The organism is Stenotrophomonas sp. C9D9, assembly GCF_056491205.1.
On record NZ_JBSZIF010000006.1, the window covers coordinates 244,294 to 260,873 of the forward strand.

17 protein-coding genes are annotated in these 16,580 nt (G+C 68.8%); 2 read left to right on the forward strand and 15 right to left on the reverse strand.

The features are described 5' to 3' along the window. The 6 genes from ACXI0D_RS16625 to ACXI0D_RS16650 all read right to left on the reverse strand — a co-directional run bounded on the left by ACXI0D_RS16625 (position 1) and on the right by ACXI0D_RS16650 (position 3,851). Positions 1 to 927, reverse strand: a complete 927-nt coding sequence (locus ACXI0D_RS16625; protein WP_049444445.1) for a FecR family protein — start codon at positions 925 to 927, stop codon at positions 1 to 3. After that, complete coding sequence (locus ACXI0D_RS16630) at positions 924 to 1,433, reverse strand: RNA polymerase sigma factor (RefSeq protein ID WP_049444443.1); 510 nt, start codon at positions 1,431 to 1,433, stop codon at positions 924 to 926. The genes ACXI0D_RS16625 and ACXI0D_RS16630 overlap by 4 nt, the downstream gene beginning before the upstream one ends. A gap of 254 nt (positions 1,434 to 1,687) precedes the next feature. Beyond that, the gene (locus ACXI0D_RS16635) at positions 1,688 to 2,062 is read right to left on the reverse strand and encodes a hypothetical protein (RefSeq protein WP_235434891.1); all 375 of its coding nucleotides are present in this window, start codon (positions 2,060 to 2,062) and stop codon (positions 1,688 to 1,690) included. Positions 2,063 to 2,158: 96 nt separating this feature from the next. After that, positions 2,159 to 2,383, reverse strand: a complete 225-nt coding sequence (locus tag ACXI0D_RS16640) for a hypothetical protein (protein ID WP_049444441.1) — start codon at positions 2,381 to 2,383, stop codon at positions 2,159 to 2,161. Further along, complete coding sequence (locus ACXI0D_RS16645) at positions 2,380 to 3,081, reverse strand: glutamine amidotransferase (protein WP_049444438.1); 702 nt, start codon at positions 3,079 to 3,081, stop codon at positions 2,380 to 2,382. Before ACXI0D_RS16645 ends, ACXI0D_RS16640 begins: the two co-directional genes overlap by 4 nt. After that, positions 3,078 to 3,851 carry a YggS family pyridoxal phosphate-dependent enzyme gene (locus ACXI0D_RS16650; RefSeq protein ID WP_049444484.1) on the reverse strand — a complete coding sequence of 258 codons (774 nt, stop codon included), beginning with the start codon at positions 3,849 to 3,851 and terminating at the stop codon, positions 3,078 to 3,080. The genes ACXI0D_RS16645 and ACXI0D_RS16650 overlap by 4 nt, the downstream gene beginning before the upstream one ends. A gap of 76 nt (positions 3,852 to 3,927) precedes the next feature. Between ACXI0D_RS16650 and ptsJ the strand changes: the two genes are divergently transcribed. Beyond that, entirely contained in the window at positions 3,928 to 5,214 is a 1,287-nt protein-coding gene (gene ptsJ, locus ACXI0D_RS16655) for a MocR-like B6 salvage transcription factor PtsJ (RefSeq protein WP_049443332.1), read from the forward strand. A gap of 103 nt (positions 5,215 to 5,317) precedes the next feature. On the opposite strand, the gene ACXI0D_RS16660 is transcribed toward ptsJ, so the two are convergent. From ACXI0D_RS16660 to ACXI0D_RS16690, 7 genes are all read right to left on the reverse strand, one after another. Further along, positions 5,318 to 5,824, reverse strand: coding sequence for a hypothetical protein (locus ACXI0D_RS16660; RefSeq protein WP_049443333.1), 507 nt, complete (start codon positions 5,822 to 5,824; stop codon positions 5,318 to 5,320). A gap of 81 nt (positions 5,825 to 5,905) precedes the next feature. Further along, a complete protein-coding gene (locus tag ACXI0D_RS16665; RefSeq protein WP_479642819.1) occupies positions 5,906 to 9,016 on the reverse strand; it encodes an error-prone DNA polymerase in 3,111 nt (1,036 codons plus the stop codon). Positions 9,017 to 9,022: 6 nt separating this feature from the next. Further along, the gene (locus tag ACXI0D_RS16670) at positions 9,023 to 10,432 is read right to left on the reverse strand and encodes a Y-family DNA polymerase (protein WP_101765682.1); all 1,410 of its coding nucleotides are present in this window, start codon (positions 10,430 to 10,432) and stop codon (positions 9,023 to 9,025) included. Positions 10,433 to 10,441: 9 nt separating this feature from the next. Further along, positions 10,442 to 11,056 (reverse strand): translesion DNA synthesis-associated protein ImuA, encoded by a 615-nt coding sequence (gene imuA, locus ACXI0D_RS16675; protein ID WP_087922892.1) that lies wholly within the window; start codon positions 11,054 to 11,056, stop codon positions 10,442 to 10,444. 287 nt (positions 11,057 to 11,343) lie between these two features. Beyond that, positions 11,344 to 12,351 (reverse strand): cyclase family protein, encoded by a 1,008-nt coding sequence (locus ACXI0D_RS16680; RefSeq protein ID WP_008266828.1) that lies wholly within the window; start codon positions 12,349 to 12,351, stop codon positions 11,344 to 11,346. A 35-nt stretch (positions 12,352 to 12,386) separates the two neighbouring features. Continuing rightward, positions 12,387 to 13,037, reverse strand: coding sequence for a DsbA family oxidoreductase (locus ACXI0D_RS16685; RefSeq protein ID WP_049443336.1), 651 nt, complete (start codon positions 13,035 to 13,037; stop codon positions 12,387 to 12,389). Between the two features lie 92 nt (positions 13,038 to 13,129). Further along, complete coding sequence (locus ACXI0D_RS16690; RefSeq protein ID WP_197621960.1) at positions 13,130 to 14,080, reverse strand: LysR family transcriptional regulator; 951 nt, start codon at positions 14,078 to 14,080, stop codon at positions 13,130 to 13,132. Between the two features lie 131 nt (positions 14,081 to 14,211). On the opposite strand from ACXI0D_RS16690, the gene ACXI0D_RS16695 reads away from it, so the two are divergent. Further along, positions 14,212 to 15,102 (forward strand): sterol desaturase family protein, encoded by an 891-nt coding sequence (locus ACXI0D_RS16695; RefSeq protein ID WP_049443337.1) that lies wholly within the window; start codon positions 14,212 to 14,214, stop codon positions 15,100 to 15,102. A gap of 9 nt (positions 15,103 to 15,111) precedes the next feature. On the opposite strand, the gene ACXI0D_RS16700 is transcribed toward ACXI0D_RS16695, so the two are convergent. After that, complete coding sequence (locus ACXI0D_RS16700) at positions 15,112 to 15,816, reverse strand: helix-turn-helix domain-containing protein (protein WP_197621961.1); 705 nt, start codon at positions 15,814 to 15,816, stop codon at positions 15,112 to 15,114. A gap of 293 nt (positions 15,817 to 16,109) precedes the next feature. Then, positions 16,110 to 16,544 (reverse strand): VOC family protein, encoded by a 435-nt coding sequence (locus ACXI0D_RS16705; RefSeq protein ID WP_014037567.1) that lies wholly within the window; start codon positions 16,542 to 16,544, stop codon positions 16,110 to 16,112. Positions 16,545 to 16,580: the final 36 nt, after the last annotated feature.

Sequence of the window (16,580 nt, forward strand, 5' to 3'; positions counted from 1 at the left end):
TCAGGGTGCATCGCGATGTCCCTTGCGTGGTGGCAGCCACACCTGCACACCCGCGCCCAGGCGGAGCACGCGCACATGCAGCTGCGTGGCCAGCTGGTCACGGCTGCGCGCCGCACCGTCGGCGCTGCCGAGCAGGGTGACCGGCTGCTGGCGCAGGTGTGCGCCGATGATCCAGGTATGGCCGCCATGCCAGCGATCCAGGTCCTGGGTGACTTCGGCCAGGGGCGTGGAGATCCAATGCAGGCGACGTTCGCGCCAGGCCAGCGCACTGTGGCTGGCAGCCTGGCTGACGGTCGCTGCCTGTCCATCGAAGCGCAGCTGCTGCCCTTCGATGGCCTGCTCACTGCGGCTGCCGCTGTCCACGCGGACGCGATGCTCGGTGACGGTGACCACGCTGTCGTTGTCCTGCACTGCAAGGTCGAAGGCCGTGCCGAGCGCAGTGACCGTGCCGTGCGTCGTATGCACCTGGAACGGGTGCTGCACATCGGCGGCTACCTTGAACCAGGCCTGGCCGTGCTGCAGCTGCAGCTGCCGGCGCTGTGCATCGATGCGGACATGGACTTCGCTGCCGGGCGAGAGCAGCACGTGGGAACCATCCGGCAGGACTTCTTCGCGGATCTCGCCTGCCGCGGTGCGCATCACCTGGGCGGCGGGTGGCGCGGCCTGGCGGGTATACAGGCCCAAGGCACAGAGCAGCAGCACGGCAGTGCCGGCGTCGCGCAGGCGCCGGCGCTGCCGCTTGCGCTGGTGCCGCTGCAGGCTGGGCGTCGCGTCACCGGCCTGCCAGAGCGCCTGCAGGTGCTGGTACTGCGCGGCGTGGCGGCAATCGGCGTGGTACCACTGGTTGAAGGCGCGCTCGTCGCGGCCGCCTTCGTGGCCGTCCAGCCACCAACGCGCGGCCTCGCGCGCGATCGCATCCTGGCTCATGCGCCGGGTACCTGCTGCAGCGCCACCAGCGCACGCAGCAGATGGCCGTGCGCGGTCTGCCGGCTGATGCCGAGCTGGCGGCCGATCTCGGCCAGTGCCATCTGCTCCACCCGGGCCAGCAGGAATACCTGGCGCGAGCGCGGTGGCAGCGCGGCGATGATCGCATCGAGATGGCGCAGCTGTTCGGCGTCCAGCAGGTGCTGCTCCGGCAGCGGTGCAGGATCGGCGAGGGCGTGCAGTTGCGCGTCATCCAGCGCTTCCTCACGACGGCGCTGGCGTTGCCGGTAGTGATCAGCGATCAGATTGTGGGCGACGCGGTACAGGTAGGCACGGCCGTTGCTCAGCAGGCCGCTGGCGGCGACCTTGACGACGCGCAGCCAGGTTTCCTGGACGACGTCATCGGCGTCGCAGCGTTGCGGGAGTTTGCGGCGGACATGGGCGTGCAGCGGCCGGTAATGGGCCGCGCACAGCTGCGCGACATCCGTCGGTTCGACAGGCGTGGACACGGGGCGGGCGACAACTGGGAAAGGGAACAGCCCGCGGCGGCAAGGGCAGCGGCTGCACCTTACAGCAAAAGAGAATCATTTGCATCTATAGATGGGCATGGCACACCTGCCCGGACGCGGGATCAGCGCGGGCGATAGTCGCAGTGGATCTGCAGGGCTTCGGTGGGGTTGTGGTGCAGCTCGAAGCCGCAGTGCTGCAGGCTGTGCTTCACCCGCGCGACCGCTTCTGCATGGCGGGCGACGCGACGATCCTGTCAGCGCGGCGGAGTGAATACGCCCAGCGGCAGTAGCCGCAGCCGCTTGCCGCGCAGTACCAGTGAGACGTCGATATGACGGCCATCGATATCGTGGCCGTTGGCGCCGAAGATGGCATCGACTTCATCGTGCCGCTGCGGATAGCAGGTGCGGAAGAGGGTGATGCCGAGCTGCCGCACCAGGCGCCGGAAGCCGCCGAGGCGGCTGTGGTGGGGCTCGAAGCCCCGGGTGAGCAGCAGGCGCAGTTCGGCAGGCAGCAGTGCCTGTGCCTCGAGCAGGCGTTGCAGCACCTCTGCGTCGATCTGGATATGGCGGGAGGGCCAGCGCGGGGCGACATGCAGCCCGTGGTGGCTGCCGCGGTGCAGGGTCAGCATGGCGGAAGATTGGCATGCCGGAATGCCGTCGGGTAGTGCCGGCCGCTGGCCGGCAGCTTCGGGTACCGGCCAGCGGCCGGCACTACCATCGTCGGGTCAGAGGTCGCGGTACTGGATCTGCGACGCCAGTACGCGCAGGCCGTCGGCATTGCTGGACAGGATGCGTTCTTCGCCAACCCCCTTCTGTCGCGTCAACTGGAAGCCCTGGTCGGCAGGTAGCTGCGCGGCGATGGCATCCATGCGCTGCAGCGCATCGGGGCCGCTGCAGTCGAAGTGGCCCCAGCAGGCGCCATCGCGGTGGATCTGCAATCGGTAGTTCATCGCGGTATCTCCGGCAGGCCCTGCAGCCAGTGGTCGAACATCGCGGTGGCAGCCGCCGCCAGCGGTGCACCGTAACGACGCGCCTGGGCGCGAAGATCGTTCGGATCGATGCCGGCCTGCGCCAGCTCCAGGGTGTGGCCGATCAGCCAGCGTTCGAACTGGCGGGCGTCCAGCTCCGGATGGCATTGCAGGGCCAGCGCATGGTGGCCGATGGCGAAGGCCTGGTGGCGGCAGGCCGGCGTGCTGGCCAGGCGTTTGGCACCGGTTGGAAGTTCGAACGCTTCGCCATGCCAATGCAGTACGGGAATGCCTTGCAGGGCCTGCAGCGGTGAACGCTGGCCTTCATCGGTCAGCAGCAACGGTGCAAAGCCGATCTCCTTGCCCCCACTGGCGGCGACGTCGGCGCCGAGCGCACGGGCCATCAGCTGCGCGCCGAGGCAGATGCCCAGGGTCGGCTGTTGCTGCTGCAGCCGGCGCTGCAGCAGGGCGATGCTGTCGGTGACGAAGGGATAGGTCCCTGTGTCATTGACGCTGATCGGACCGCCCAGCACTACCAGCAGGTCGGCGGTTTCGGCGGAGTCGAGCGCGTCGATACCGGCCTGCAGCACCTGCAGCTGCCAGCCCTGCGTCAGCAGCAGCGGTTGCAGGGTGCCGAGGTCTTCAAAGGCGACGTGTTGCAGAACGACTGCGCGCTTCATGCCGGGGCTCCGCTGTTCGGCCAGTAGAAGCTGTCCGGGGTGGCACGGGCACCGAAGATGGCCTGGCCGACGCGGACCACGGTGGCGCCTTCCTCGATGGCCACTTCGAAGTCGCCGGACATGCCCATCGACAGCTGCGACAGGTCGATGCCCGATGGGGCGGTGCGTTGCAACTGGTCGCGCAGCTCGCGCAGGCGCACGAAGCAGGCGCGCACGCGCTCGACCTCCGGGGTGAAGATGGCCAGTGTCATCAGGCCGCGCACGCGCAGCCGGTCGAATGCGGGAAGCTGCTGCACGAAGGCTTCGACGGCTTCCGGTTCCAGCCCGTACTTGCTGGGCTCAGCCGAAGTGTTGACCTGCACGAACACATCCAGCGTGCGATCTTCCAGTTGCAGGCGCTGCTGCAGGGCCTCGGCCACGCGCAGGCTGTCCAGCGCCTGGAACTCGCTGGCGAAGCGCGCCACGTAGCGCGCCTTGTTGGTCTGCAGGTGACCGATCACCGACCAGTGCACGCCCAGGTCGGCCATCGTCTCGGCCTTGCGCTGCGCCTCCTGCACCTTGTTCTCGCCCAGTTCGTGGCAACCGGCGGCCACCGCCATGCGGATGCGGGCGTCATCGACGGTCTTGCTGACCGGTAGCAGGCGCACGCTGGCCGGGTCACGGCCAACGCGGGCGCAGGCCGCGGCGATGCGTTGGCGCACCGTGACCAGGTTGGCGGCGATCTGTTCAACGGACTGGGCGACGGGCCAGTCGGCAGCGGCAAGGGGCATGCGGGCACCTCCAATGCAGGGTGGCCAGGGTGGGATACACTGGCACAGGACAAGAGATATTTTGGCATAGGACAAAATGAAAATCACCGGGCATAGCGCCGAGTCGATCTTCGACAGCATCCGCGAGGGCATCGGCAAGGGCCGTCTGCTGGCTGGCAGCGTGTTGCCGCCGGTGCGTGAGCTGGCCGAGCAGCTGGGCGTGAACCGCAATACGGTGGCCGCTGCCTACAAGCGATTGGATGCGGCGGGCCTGGCCAGCACGGCGGGCCGTCGTGGCACGGTGGTGCGCGGATTGCCGCCGACGCTGGCGCGCGAGGGCAGCACGCCAGGGCTGGCGCTGCAGGACCTCGCCGGTGGCAACCCGGACCCGCGCCTGCTGCCGAACCTGCGCCTGGCCCAGGCGGCGCCACGGCTGTATGGCGTGGGCACGGTCGACCCGAGGTTGCAGGCGCTGGCACGCGCCTCGCTGGATGCGGACTGCCCCGAGGGGTACGCGCTGGAGCTGACCCATGGCGCGGTCGATGGCATCGAACGCCTGCTGGCGGCGTGGCTGCTGCCGGGGGATCGCATCGCAGTGGAGGATCCGTGCTTCCTCGGCAGCCTCAATGTGCTCAATGCTGTGGGCCATGCGCCCTTGCCGGTGGCGGTGGACGCGCATGGCATGCAGGTCGAATCGCTGCGGCAGGCGCTGGAGGCCGGTGCACGTGCGGTGTTGCTGACGCCGCGTGCGCACAACCCAACCGGGGCCAGCCTGGATGCGAAGCGGGCACGGGCGTTGCGGCAATTGTTGGCGGCGTATCCGCAGGTGGCGGTGCTGATCGACGATCACTACGCGCTGCTTTCGCAGCAGGCCTACCACTCGGTACTGCCGCTGGATGGCCGGCGCTGGGCGCTGCTGCGTTCGCTGTCCAAGCCGCTCGGCCCGGATCTGCGGCTGGCCTGGCTGGCCTGTGATGACGAGACCGCGTCGCGGTTGCGGCTGCGGTTGGCGTCCGGCACGGGCTGGGTCAGTCACCTGCTGCAGGATGCCGCCACCTCGGTGCTGGGGTCGGCAACGCAGCGGGCGAAGATCGCCTCGGCGGGCGAGCGTTACCAGCAGCGGCTGCAGTCGTTGCAGGAACTGCTGCGCACGCGTGGCCTGCCGACGCCGTTGCCGATGGAGGGGCTGAACCTGTGGCTGCCGTTGCCGGGCGACAGCCATCCGCAGGTGCTGGCGCTGGCCGCGCGCGGATGGCATGTGCGCGCTGGCGAGGTGTTCGCGGTGGCGGCGCCGGGGCATGGCCTGCGCATCACCTGCGCGGCGCTTGGGGCCGCACAGCTGCGGCCGCTGGCCGATGACCTGGCGGCGGTGTGCAGCCTGTAAAGTCGAGCCATGCTCGACTTTGCTTTGCCTTTGTAGAGCCGAGCCATGCTCGGCTGCTGTTGGTAGAAGCAGTCGAGCATGGCTCGACGCTACAGGAAGCAGATCAGGGCGCGGCGTTGGCGCCCGGGCGCACGTAGTAGGACTGGCCGCTGTCATCGACGAACATCAGTTCCGGCTTGCCCTGCCAGGAGGTGAGCATGGCGCCGGTGTTGTTCTGGTGCTTGACCATCAGGCTGGCGCCGCGGTCCGGGTTGGCCACCACCTTGAACACTTCCGTGGTGCCATTGGCATCATCCAGGGTCAGCACGGCTTCACCGCCGCGATCGCTGGTGCCATAGCCCCCGCGTTCGGAGCCATCCGGGCCGAGCAGGATCAGGCCGGACAGGGCGGTGGCGCGCGGCCCCTGGGTACGGCCCCGGCTGAGTGGATCGGGCACCGGCGCGCCGAGGATCACCCGGGGTTGGCCAGTGCCGTCGTGGATGATCAGCCCGCGCGCTTCGATGATGCGCTGTGGCGATTGGCTGCGATGCAGGCTCCAGGCGGTCCAGCCGGAAACCAGCAGGGCGAGTATGGAGACCACCAGCGTGGTCAGCAGCAGTGCGCGGGGCATCGTATCGTCCTTCCCTGGATGCAGCGACGATAGCGGATGCGGGGGACTGATGACCAGTTCGTTGTGTGACGGCGTGTATCGTCAATGGAAATCGCGGCTGTGGCTGCGCAGCCCCTGCAGCAGTTCATCCAGGCAGTGCATGCGTTGCACGATGACATGCTGCACGCCATCGACGCGTTCCAGGCGGCCGTCGATCTGCATCAGCTGGGTGTCGACCAGTACCCGGTGCTGGCGATCGGCCAGGTGCCGCCAGACCACGGCGTTGACCATGCCGGTCTCATCTTCGAGGGTGAGGAAGGTGACGCCGCTGGCGGTCTGCGGGCGCTGGCGCATGCGTACCAGGCCGGCGATGCGCACGCGACGGCCATGGCCGTGGCCCGCCAGCTGCGCGGCATCCAGGCAGCCACGGCTGCGCAGCTGCGTGCGCAGGAACGAGACCGGGTGTCGGCCGAGGGTGGTGCCGGTGCTGCGGTAGTCGGCCTGCATGTCTTCCCAGGCGCTGGGCAGGGGCAGTGGAACGCGGGCTTCGGCGGTGGCGCGGGCCTGGTCGAACAGCGGCAGCCGGTTCTCCACGCCGGAGATGTCCCAGCGTGCACGATGGCGATGGCCGCTGAGTCCACGCAGTGCACCGGCATCGGCCAGCAGGCCCTGCTGGCGGCGGTCCAGTGCGGTGCGCTGGCACAGGTCGCCGACATCGTCGAACGGGCGGCGCGCACGTTCGCGCATGATGGCCTGTACCGCCGCTTCGTTGCAGCCTTCGACCAGGCGCAGGCCGAGCCGGATCGCCGCCGGCCCCTTGCCGAAATCCAGCGTGCAGTCCCAGTCGCTGTGGCGCACGTCCACCGGCAGCACGCCGATGCCATGCCGGCGCGCGTCCTGCAGCAGCTGGTCGGGGCTGTAGAAGCCCAGCGGCTGGCTGTTGATCAGGCTGGCAGTGAACGCGGCGGGATGATGGCACTTCAGCCAGCAGCTGGCATAGGTCAGCAGGGCGAAGCTGGCGGCATGGCTTTCCGGGAAACCGTAATCGCCGAATCCCTTGATCTGCTCGAACAGGTGCTCGCCGTATTCGCGGCTGAAGTTGTTTCTCAGCATGCCGGCCAGCAGCTTCTCGCGATGCGGCTCCAGGCCGCCGCGGCGCTTCCAGGCCGCCATCGAACGGCGCAGGGCATCGGCCTCGCCCGGGGTGTAGCCGGCCGCATCCACCGCCAGCTGCATCACCTGCTCCTGGAACAGCGGCACGCCCAGGGTGCGCGCGAACACGCGCTCCAGCTGCGGCGGGTACAGCGGCTCATCGAGGGTGTCCAACGCCTGCGGGCCTTGCTCGCGCAGCAGCCGGCGCCGCTCCAGGTAGGGGTGCACCATGTCGCCCTGGATCGGGCCGGGGCGCACGATCGCCACTTCGATCACCAGGTCGTAGAAATTGCGCGGCTGCATGCGCGGCAGCATCGCCATCTGTGCGCGCGACTCGATCTGGAACACGCCGATGGTGTCGGCGGCGCAGATCATGTCGTAGGTCGGGCCGTCTTCATCGGGAATCGCATCCATGCGCCCTTCATGCAGGCCATGCTGTTTCAGCATCGCCAGGCACTTGCGGATGGCGGTGAGCATGCCCAGCGCCAGGCAGTCGACCTTCATCAGGCCGGTGGCATCCAGATCGTCCTTGTCCCATTGGATGACGGTGCGGTCGGCCATCGCCGCGTTTTCCACTGGCACCAGGGTTGACAGCGGATGCTCGGAAATCACGAAGCCGCCCGGGTGCTGCGACAGGTGGCGCGGGAAGTCGATCAGCTCGGTGGTCAGCGCCAGCAGCCGCCGCATCAGCGGGGTTTCCGGATCGAAGCCGCGCTCGCGCAGGGTCTCCGGCAGCGGCACATGGCCGCCCCAGTGGTCCATCGCCGCGCCCAGTTCGTTGACCTGGTCCATCGGCAGGCCGAGTGCACGGGCCACGTCGCGGATCGCGCTGCGGCCACGATAGCTGATCGCTACCGCAGTCAACGCCGCGCGCTCGCGGCCATAGCGCTTGAACACGTACTGCAGCACTTCCTCGCGGCGCTCGTGTTCGAAGTCGATGTCGATATCCGGTGGTTCGTCGCGCTCGGCGGAGATGAAGCGCTCGAACAGCAGGTTGCTGCGCGCCGGGTCGATCTCGGTCACGCCCAGTACGAAGCACACCGCAGAGTTGGCCGCCGAGCCGCGGCCCTGGCAGAGGATGTCCTGGCTGCGCGCGAAGCGCACGATGTCCTGCACAGTGAGGAAGTAGGAGGCGTAGTTCTTCTGTCTGATCAACGCCAGTTCGTGCTCGATCTGTTTGCGTTGCGCCGGTTCGATGCCGCCTTTCCAGCGCCAGGGGATGCCACGCTCGACCAGCACGCGCAGCCAGCTGTCCGGGTCGTGGCCTTCGGGCACCAGCTCGCGCGGGTAGGTGTACTGCAGCTGCTCCAGGGTGAAGTGGCAGCGCTCGGCGATGCGCAGGGTCTCGGCCAGCAATGCGGGCGGATACAGCTGGGCCAGCGCGGTGCGCGGGCGCAGGTGGCGCTCGCCGTTGGGGAACAGGCGCCAGCCAGCCTCGGCCACGCTGCAGCGGTGACGGATCGCGGTCAGGGTGTCCTGCAGGGCGCGGCGGCGGCGCACGTGCATGTGCACATCGCCGCTGGCGACCAGCGGCAGGCGGTGGCGTTCGCCGAAGGCCTGCAGCTGCTGCAGGCGGCGTGCATCGTCGTGCTCGTGGTGCAGCTCCACCGCCAGCCACAGCCGATCAGCGAAGCCGGTGCGCAGCAGCTCCAGGTCGGTGGCGGCCGGTTGCCGGTCCAGCCACAGGCACAGCAGGCCGTCGGGCAGGCCGAGCAGGTCCTCGCGCAGGCAGCGGTATTCGCCCTTGGCGGCCCGTCGCCGGCAGGTGGTGATCAACTGGCACAAGCCGGCGTAGGCGGCCTGGTCGGTGCACAGCAGGGCCAGCTTCGGCCCGTCCTCGACCTGGAATTCGGCGCCGACGATCAGTGCCACGCCATGCGTCTTCGCCGCCTGCCAGGCGCGCACGATGCCGGCCAGCGAGCATTCATCGGTGATCGCCAACGCGCGGTAGCCCTGGCCGGCGGCGCGCGCGAACAGTTCTTCGGCGATCGAGGCGCCACGCTGGAAACTGAAGGCCGACAGGCAGTGCAGTTCGGCGTAGCCGGGCAGTTCGTTGTGCATGACGGCTCAGCCGAACCAGCCGTGCAGCATCCACGGCGCATGCGGGTCATTGCGCTCACGGAAGGCCCAGCCGCGCTGGCCGTGTGCGGTTTCCACCACGTAGTAGTCGCGGCGCGCGTCGGCCTGGTCCCACCAGCCTGATTCGATCCGCTCCGGCCCGGCGACGATGCGCAGGCGCGGGTCACGCAGCGGTTGCGGGGTGTCCAGCAGCCAACCGGGGCGCAGTGGCCAGTATGCCGGTGGCTTGGCCGCAGGCTGGGTGCCGCTGGCACGCTCGGGGCGGTGGTCGGCCTGCACGGCCAGCGGTTGCACGGCGTCATCGCCCAGCCGCGCCCGCAGGCGCTCGCGCAGCTGGTTCCAGGGCATCGCCTGCGCCGGCCGGGTGTCGAACAGGTCGCGCGCGGCGGGCACGAACGGTGGCAGCTGTTCGGCCTGCAGGCGCAGTGCGCGGCTGCCAGCGGGCAGGGCGAACGCTTCCATGCGGTTGCGTGCGATCTCGAACAGCAGCGCAGGATCGCGTTCGGGTGCCAGCAGGCCGATGGTCAGCACGCTGGCCGGCAGCAGGTCATGCTCGAAATGCAGGTCGAAGCGCTGTACGCCGCCATCGCGCGAACACAGGAAGGCCGCCAGGTCCAGCAGCAGGCGGCGCAGCGGGAACAGCAGGGCCTGGCTGGATTCGATCTCGTATTCGAATTCGATGCGTGCATCGAAACGGTCCGGTGGCTGGTAGTAGCGCAGTGGCGCGGTGGGCAGGCCGCGCAATGCGTCCAGCTGTTGCAGCACGTCGGGCGCGAAGCGCCGGGCCAGGCTGTCGCGCGGCAGCTCGAGTACCGCACCCAGCGTGCGCAGCCCGGAGCGGCCGAGCACGGTCACTGCGTCGCTGGGCAGGCCGCAGCGCGGCAACGGCAGCTGCGCCAGCGCCGCCGGCAGCTGCTGCGCATCGATGCCAAGGCCATCGTGGACGTTGGCCAGAACGCGCGCGGCATGCGCCGTGGGCGCGGCCACCAGACGGTGGCGGAACCCGAGTTCATGCAGTTCGTTGCGCAGGCGCTTTTCGATCGTCAGCCAGTCACCGAACAGGGCACGGCTGGCGCCGATTTCCAGCACCAGTGCATGCGGGAAATCGAGGCTGACCTGCGAGCTGTAGGCGTAGGCCCAGCTGGCCAGCAGCTGCCGGGTGTGCTGTTCGGCGTTCGGGTCGTAGTCGTGCAGGTGCATGTCCTGCACCAGCACCTGCGCGGCCGACAGCAGCATGCCCGGGCGCAGCCCCGCTGCGCGTGCGGACGGGCTGACCGCACGCAGCACGCGGCGCTGCGCCGGCCCCTGCAGCAACACCAGTGGCCGCTGCGGATCCGGTTGCAGGCGCAGCACGCTGTCCAGCGCCAGCTGCGGCAACAACAGGCAGGCCCAGTGCATGGCGCGGCCTCAGTGGGCGATGGCCAGTGGCAACGGCTGCGCGGGTGGCAGGCCGCCACGGCACTTCAGCACCCGTACCTGGCCGTGGTCGAGCTGCAGGCGCAGGCTGGCCGGGGAAGGATTGCGTGCTGCCTGCGCCTCGCGGAACACGAAGCCCAGGCACTGGCCGCTGTCGGCCGCTACCTGCAGCCGGCGCAGGGCGCGGTCGTCGGCCTGGTGTGGCCAGCACAGCACCGCCGCGCAGGCCGCAGAGCGCAGGCATTGTTCGGCGGCCCACAGCGCCTGTTTCGGCGCGGCGTGGATGATCTGCAGCTGGGCCAGGTCCAGCCCGGCGGCGGCCCAGGCCGGGGCATGCGGGCGATAGGGCGGGGCGACCAGCACGATCGGGCGGTCGCGCTGGCTCAGCTTCGCCAGCGCCGGCCAGACCAGGGCCAGCTCGCCCACGCCGGGCGCTGCCTGCAGTACCTCGCACAGCCCGCTGGCCGGCCAGCCACCGCCGGGCAGGCGTGCATCCAGTGCCGGGTGGCCGCTGGCCAGGTGGTCGCTGGCCGGTCCCTGGCGGGCCGGGCCACGCCACAGCTGGCGGCCGTCCAGCAGCCGGTCGAGGGCGACGACGGCGCCCATCAGCCGGTCCTCCAAGGGAGGCGCCAGGCGGGCTGGAAGCGGCAGGAATGGGCGGAAACGACAGGCATGGCGCGAGTATCGACGGGCCGGTATCAGGGGCTGAGACCGGACATGCTACTCGCCTTGTGAGTAGAATTACTAATGAAATTGGCGGGCCGGGTTTCAGGTTGCTGAAGGGGTAAAGCATCCACGCATGGCGTGGATCTACTGGACAGAGCCCCGGTAGATCCACGCCAGGCATGGATGGGAGAACGGTGCCGACCAGGGCCGGCACCCACAGGCCCCGGTTACGGGCGGACCGGCAGCGCGACCGGGCGCAGCGGCGCGGCATCGCCACCGCGGATCTTCAGCGGGCCGCCAATGAAAGCGAACTCGTAGACCTTGTCGCGGGCCAGTTCGTCCAGCGCCACCAGCTCGATGATCGGCGCACCCTGCTGCGCCAGCAGGTAGGTGTGCAGCGGCACGTAGTCGTCGGACACTTCCGAGGGGAAGGTCTCGAAGCTCAGGTTGTCGGCGCCGACGATCATCGCGCCGCTGTCCTCAACCAGGAAGCGCGCCGCGTCCAGGCCCATGCCTGGCGGATTGGCCATGTAGGCCCTGGGCTGCTCGAACAGGCGCATGCGGCCGGTGCGGATCAGCACGATGTCACCCTGCTGCAGCTTCACCTGCTGGCGTGCCAGCGCATCCTTCAGGTCCTGGCGGGTGACGCGGTAGCTGTCCGGCAGCATGTCCACGCCCTTGGCGCCGGCCACGTCGATCAGTACGCCACGCGCGATCAGCGGTGGGAATTTCTCGATGCCGGTGACGTTCCAGCCACGGTCGCCGAGGTGCTTGTCGGCCTCGAAGCCGTTCCAGATCTTTCCGTGGATGCCGAAGTGGTTCAGCGCATCGATGTGGGTGCCGGTGTGGCTGTACATCGAGAACGCGGTGCCGGTGTAGCTGCGGGTGAGGTTCATGGTTTCACCCACGCCCATCGGGTCGTCCATCACCGTGCCGCGCGGGGTGTGGGTCATCCAGAACTGGTAGTGCGGGTCGCCGGCATCCTGCCAGCTGGGCATGCCGACGTAGTACTCGGTGGCCAGGTCATAGGCCTTGCCGCCGCTGACCCGCGACAGGATCGCCGCGCGCGAGGCCTCGGTGATCAGGTTGAGGCGGCCGATCTCGTCCTTCGGCCCCCAGGGGCTGGTGCCGACCTGCTGGCCGGAAGGAACGCGTTCATGCGCCGACACGGTGGTGGAAGCGGCGGTGCCGGCCAGCAGCAGGGCCAGCGCGGTGGCCAGGGTACGTGGGGTCATGGGGAATCTCCTTGCAGGGTGGGGGACGGTGCGGCTCAGGCCGCGACCAGGGGCGCCAGGGCCTGGCGCAGTTGCGGCAGCGGCAGGGTCTGCAGGCGCAGGCCGTTGCCGCCGATCACGGTGGGAATGGAGCGGATGCCGAGGGCAGCGGCTTCGGCACGATCGGCCTGCACGCGCTGGCGGACTGAGTCGCTGCGCATGTGGTCAGCGAAGGCGCCACGTGGATGGCCCAGCGATTCGGCGATATCCAGCAGGACTTCGGCATCGCCGATGTTGCGGTGCTGGTGCAGGTGCGCCCATTGCACCGCGTCGAACATCGCGCCATGGGCGTCATTGCCGCCGATCAGCCCTGCGGTCTGGCAGGCCAGTGCGCCGAGCCAGCCGGACGGATACTCGAAGTCCTGTGCGCGCATGCCTTCGATATCGATGCGCGCGGTGTCTTCATGCGTGGCGCAGTCGGTCCAGTGGCGCAGGATGATCGCCTTGGCGCGCTCCATCGAGCCGAACACCTCGACCATCTGCGCGCGCGAGTCCTGCAGCACGAAGCTGCGGTGGCGCACCTGGATGCCGAGTTCGGCGGAGACCTGCTGCAGGCGCGGGGCCAGTACGAAGCACCAGCCACAGACCACGTCGTGGAAGAAATCGACCACCGGCGCAGCGGTGGCGGGGGAAGGAACGGAAGACATCTGCCTGCCATCGGTGAGAGGGGAGGCGGCAGGTTAGGCAGCGCGACGTGGCCGAAACAGCACGCTGCGGGCAGCTCAGTTTTCGCTGGCGGTTACGAATCCAGGCCGGCGCAGCCGGGCAGCTCGGCGAGCAGGAAATCGATGAAGGCACGCACCTTGGGTTGCAGGTGGCGCGAGGTGGGGTAGACCGCATGCACGAAGCGCGGCGGATAGCGGTGGTCGGGCAGCACCTGCTGCAGTTCGCCACGGGCCAGTGCCGGCGCCGCCAGGAACGAGGGCAGGGCGCCGATGCCCATGCCGGCCATCAGCAGGTCGCGCAGCAGCAGGCTGTTGTTGACGGTGACACGCGCCGGCAGGGTGATCGTCACCTGCCCATCGGGGCCGAGCAGCGGCCAGCTGCCGGGCGAGTCGGACAGGCTGTAGGCCAGCACGCTGTGCGCCTGCAGATCGTCCACCGCCTGCGGTGCCGGATGCTGCCGCAGGTAGGACGGGGCCGCGCACAGCACCTGCTGCAGCGACGCCAGCCGGCGCGCCACCAGCCGCGAGTCATCCAGCTCGGCACGCAGCCGCAACGACACGTCGAAACCCTCACCGACCGCATCAAGCAGGCGGTCTTCCATCACCAGGTCCAGCGACAGCTGCGGATGCTGCTGCAGGAAGCGCGGCAGCAGTGGCGACAGCGTGCTCAGCGCGAACGATTGCGGTGCATTGACACGCAGGCGCCCGGCCACCTCGCCACGCTGTTCGGCGATGCCACGTTCCAATGCGTCCAGCTCGTCGAGCAGGCGGCAGCATTCGCGGTAATAGGCGTGGCCGGTCTCGGTCAGGCTCATGCGCCGCGTGGTCCGCTGCAGCAGCACCACGCCCAGATGCGCTTCCAGCGTACGCAGCTGCTTGCTGAGCCCGGCCGGCGACATGCCCAGGTCTTCGGCGGCGCGGGCCAGCCCGCCGCGTTCGACGATGCGGCGGAAGGCGCGCATCAGGTTGAAGGAATCCATGCCGGCCTCGGGCGCGATGAGGGCGCCATTGTAGATCCACGCCATGCGCGGATGCGGGAAACGCGGTGCCGACCACGATGGACATCCACCAGAGGCGGGCCGTGTTGCGCCGTTTGTTCAAGCCCGCAACCATCGCGCCACGCCAGCATGCAGGCCCCTCACGTTTCGGGTTGCCCATGAAGCACTGGATCCTCCGCCTGTATGCCCCGTTGTTCCTGCTGGGTTTCGTTGTCGCTGCCGTCGTCTGGATCGGCCACTGCCACGGTGACCCGCTATGGTTGCTGGCCTTGCTGGCGATCGCCATCGCGGTCTCGTTCGCCGCCGAGCGCGCGTGGCCCTACGACCCTGTGTTCAACCACGACCACGGCGACAGCCTGCGTGACGCCCTGCATGCACTGGTGAACGAAAGCCTGAACCTGCTGTCGATCGCGGCGGTGCCGCTGCTGGCGGCAATCATTCCATGGCAGGCCTGGCCGCTGCAGTGGCCATTCGCGCTGCAGGTGCTGCTGGCCATCGTCTGCGCCGACCTGGGTATCACTCTGGTGCACTACGCCAGCCATCGCATCGGCTGGCTGTGGCGGCTGCATGCGGTGCATCACAGCGTCACCCGCATGTACGGTTTCAACGGTCTGATGAAACACCCGCTGCACCAGGCGGCCGAAGCCGTCGGTGGCGTGCTGCCGCTGCTGGTGCTGGGCCTGCCGATGCCGGTGGCCGCGGTGCTGGCGTTCGCCATTGCCATCCAGCTGCTGCTGCAGCATTCCAACGTGGACATGCGCCCGGGTGTGCTGGGCCGGGTGATGGCCTGGGCGCCGCTGCACCGCTTCCACCACATGCGTTACGGCACCGCCGGCGACGTCAACTTCGGCCTGTTCCTGACTGTCTGGGATCACCTGCTGGGGACCGCCTTCGATGCGCCCGGCTATCGGCTGCAGCAACGCGACCTCGGCATCGGCAGCCAACCGGACTATCCGCGTGATTATCCCGGGCAGCTGCTGGCGCCGTTCCGCGAACTGCCGCATGGCGAGGTGCCGGCGCTGCCGGAAGGGTTGCGCAGGCGCGGATGATCGGCGGTGTCAGGCCGCATGCAGCTGCAGGCCGTGCAGCTGTGCGGCACCGATGCCGAACATGCGGCGCAGGCTGCGTGACAGATGGGCGAGGTCGGCGAATCCGGCCGCGTGTGCGCTGTCGGTCAGGCTGTGCCCGCGCAGATGATGCATCAGTGCGCTGCGCAGCCGTTGCCACAGCACCCAGCCGCGCAGGGTCACCGCCAGATCGGACTGGAAGCGCCGATGCAGTTGGCTGGTCGATAGATGCGCCGCCTCGGCGATATCGGCGGCCGGCACCGGGCCGGGCAGGTGCTGGGCGATACGGGACAGCGCCGCCTGTACGCGGCGGTCCAGCGGTTGCGGCCGGCTCAGCCGTGGCAACCAGTCGTGCAGCGCCAGCGCGTTGCCCGGCAGCGCGTGCAGGTGCTGTTGGATCTGGGTGGGATCGGCATGGGCCGGTTCAAGGAACACCGTGCAACCTGTGTGCGGCGCCGACAGGATTGCGTGCGGCTGGAATGACGGCAGCCACAGCCGCTGGCCCTGCTGCTGCACGCCATCGATCTCGACCTGCCAGGGCGCGCCGTCGCTCAGCAGCAGTTGATGGGCGTAGTGCGCGTGCGTATCGCTGTCACCGGCGTGGCCCTGCAGCACGGCTACGTGGGCATCCAGCAGCAGCGTGCCATTCCAGGGCAGGGCGGGGGAGGACATGGAGGGATTGTAGATCCACGCCATGCGTGGATGAATCTAGATCGAAATCGATTAATTCGACGATTGATCGAAGAGCATCCGCGCATGGCGTGGATCCACTGCAGATTGCGGCGAATTGTCGAAGGCGGGGTGGGTCCGGTTGCGGGGGCGTGAGCCGCATGGATGCGGCGACCGAGGCTACATGGACGTACTTGCGCCGTCCCCCGCAATCGGACCCACCCCGCCTACCTGCAGGAACCCAGCTTTTGCTGTTGCTCTGGCTGTTGACGTTGATGTTGCCTCGGCGGGTGCCGGGCGCAGCCCGGCCGTGCGTACCCTCACCGCCCGTGCGGGTCGGGCCGGTGATGTACGTACTCGACCACGGTGCCATCGGGATGCACCGCATTGAACGCCGCCCCGGTCGGGACCACCTGCAGCGGGAAGATGATCTCGGCGCCCGCGGCGACCAGCTTGTCGTGATAAGGCCGAACGTCATCGACCAGCAGCGTCCCCGTGGTCGAGGTGAACGGCGCCAGTGCTTCATCGCACCCTTCGATCAGCAGGAATGCACCGACCATCGCCAGGCGCAGGCCGGCATCGGGAAACGGAAAACCCGCATCGGCCACCACGCCCTGCAGCTGCTCGTAGAAGGCCACGCTGCGCTCCAGTTCGCCAGGCGCAACAAATACCCGGATCAGCACGCGTGGGCTGCGTTGGCTCGAGGTATCACAGCGGTCGCGCCAGAGATGATCGAAGTCGCGGTGAATGTTCATGGGCGGGGTTCAGGGCCGGTGACGCCCCATTATCGG

Bases quoted from the DNA above. Each gene is read 5' to 3' on its own strand.
- ACXI0D_RS16625 (WP_049444445.1), bottom strand. From the start codon at position 927: ATGAGCCAGGATGCGATCGCGCGCGAGGCCGCGCGTTGGTGGCTGGAC.
- ACXI0D_RS16635 (WP_235434891.1), bottom strand. From the start codon at position 2,062: ATGCTGACCCTGCACCGCGGCAGCCACCACGGGCTGCATGTCGCCCCG.
- ACXI0D_RS16640 (WP_049444441.1), bottom strand. From the start codon at position 2,383: ATGAACTACCGATTGCAGATCCACCGCGATGGCGCCTGCTGGGGCCAC.
- ACXI0D_RS16645 (WP_049444438.1), bottom strand. From the start codon at position 3,081: ATGAAGCGCGCAGTCGTTCTGCAACACGTCGCCTTTGAAGACCTCGGC.
- ACXI0D_RS16650 (WP_049444484.1), bottom strand. From the start codon at position 3,851: ATGCCCCTTGCCGCTGCCGACTGGCCCGTCGCCCAGTCCGTTGAACAG.
- ptsJ (WP_049443332.1), top strand. From the start codon at position 3,928: ATGAAAATCACCGGGCATAGCGCCGAGTCGATCTTCGACAGCATCCGC.
- ACXI0D_RS16660 (WP_049443333.1), bottom strand. From the start codon at position 5,824: ATGCCCCGCGCACTGCTGCTGACCACGCTGGTGGTCTCCATACTCGCC.
- ACXI0D_RS16665 (WP_479642819.1), bottom strand. From the start codon at position 9,016: ATGCACAACGAACTGCCCGGCTACGCCGAACTGCACTGCCTGTCGGCC.
- ACXI0D_RS16670 (WP_101765682.1), bottom strand. From the start codon at position 10,432: ATGCACTGGGCCTGCCTGTTGTTGCCGCAGCTGGCGCTGGACAGCGTG.
- imuA (WP_087922892.1), bottom strand. From the start codon at position 11,056: ATGGGCGCCGTCGTCGCCCTCGACCGGCTGCTGGACGGCCGCCAGCTG.
- ACXI0D_RS16680 (WP_008266828.1), bottom strand. From the start codon at position 12,351: ATGACCCCACGTACCCTGGCCACCGCGCTGGCCCTGCTGCTGGCCGGC.
- ACXI0D_RS16685 (WP_049443336.1), bottom strand. From the start codon at position 13,037: ATGTCTTCCGTTCCTTCCCCCGCCACCGCTGCGCCGGTGGTCGATTTC.
- ACXI0D_RS16690 (WP_197621960.1), bottom strand. From the start codon at position 14,080: ATGGCGTGGATCTACAATGGCGCCCTCATCGCGCCCGAGGCCGGCATG.
- ACXI0D_RS16695 (WP_049443337.1), top strand. From the start codon at position 14,212: ATGAAGCACTGGATCCTCCGCCTGTATGCCCCGTTGTTCCTGCTGGGT.
- ACXI0D_RS16700 (WP_197621961.1), bottom strand. From the start codon at position 15,816: ATGGCGTGGATCTACAATCCCTCCATGTCCTCCCCCGCCCTGCCCTGG.
- ACXI0D_RS16705 (WP_014037567.1), bottom strand. From the start codon at position 16,544: ATGAACATTCACCGCGACTTCGATCATCTCTGGCGCGACCGCTGTGAT.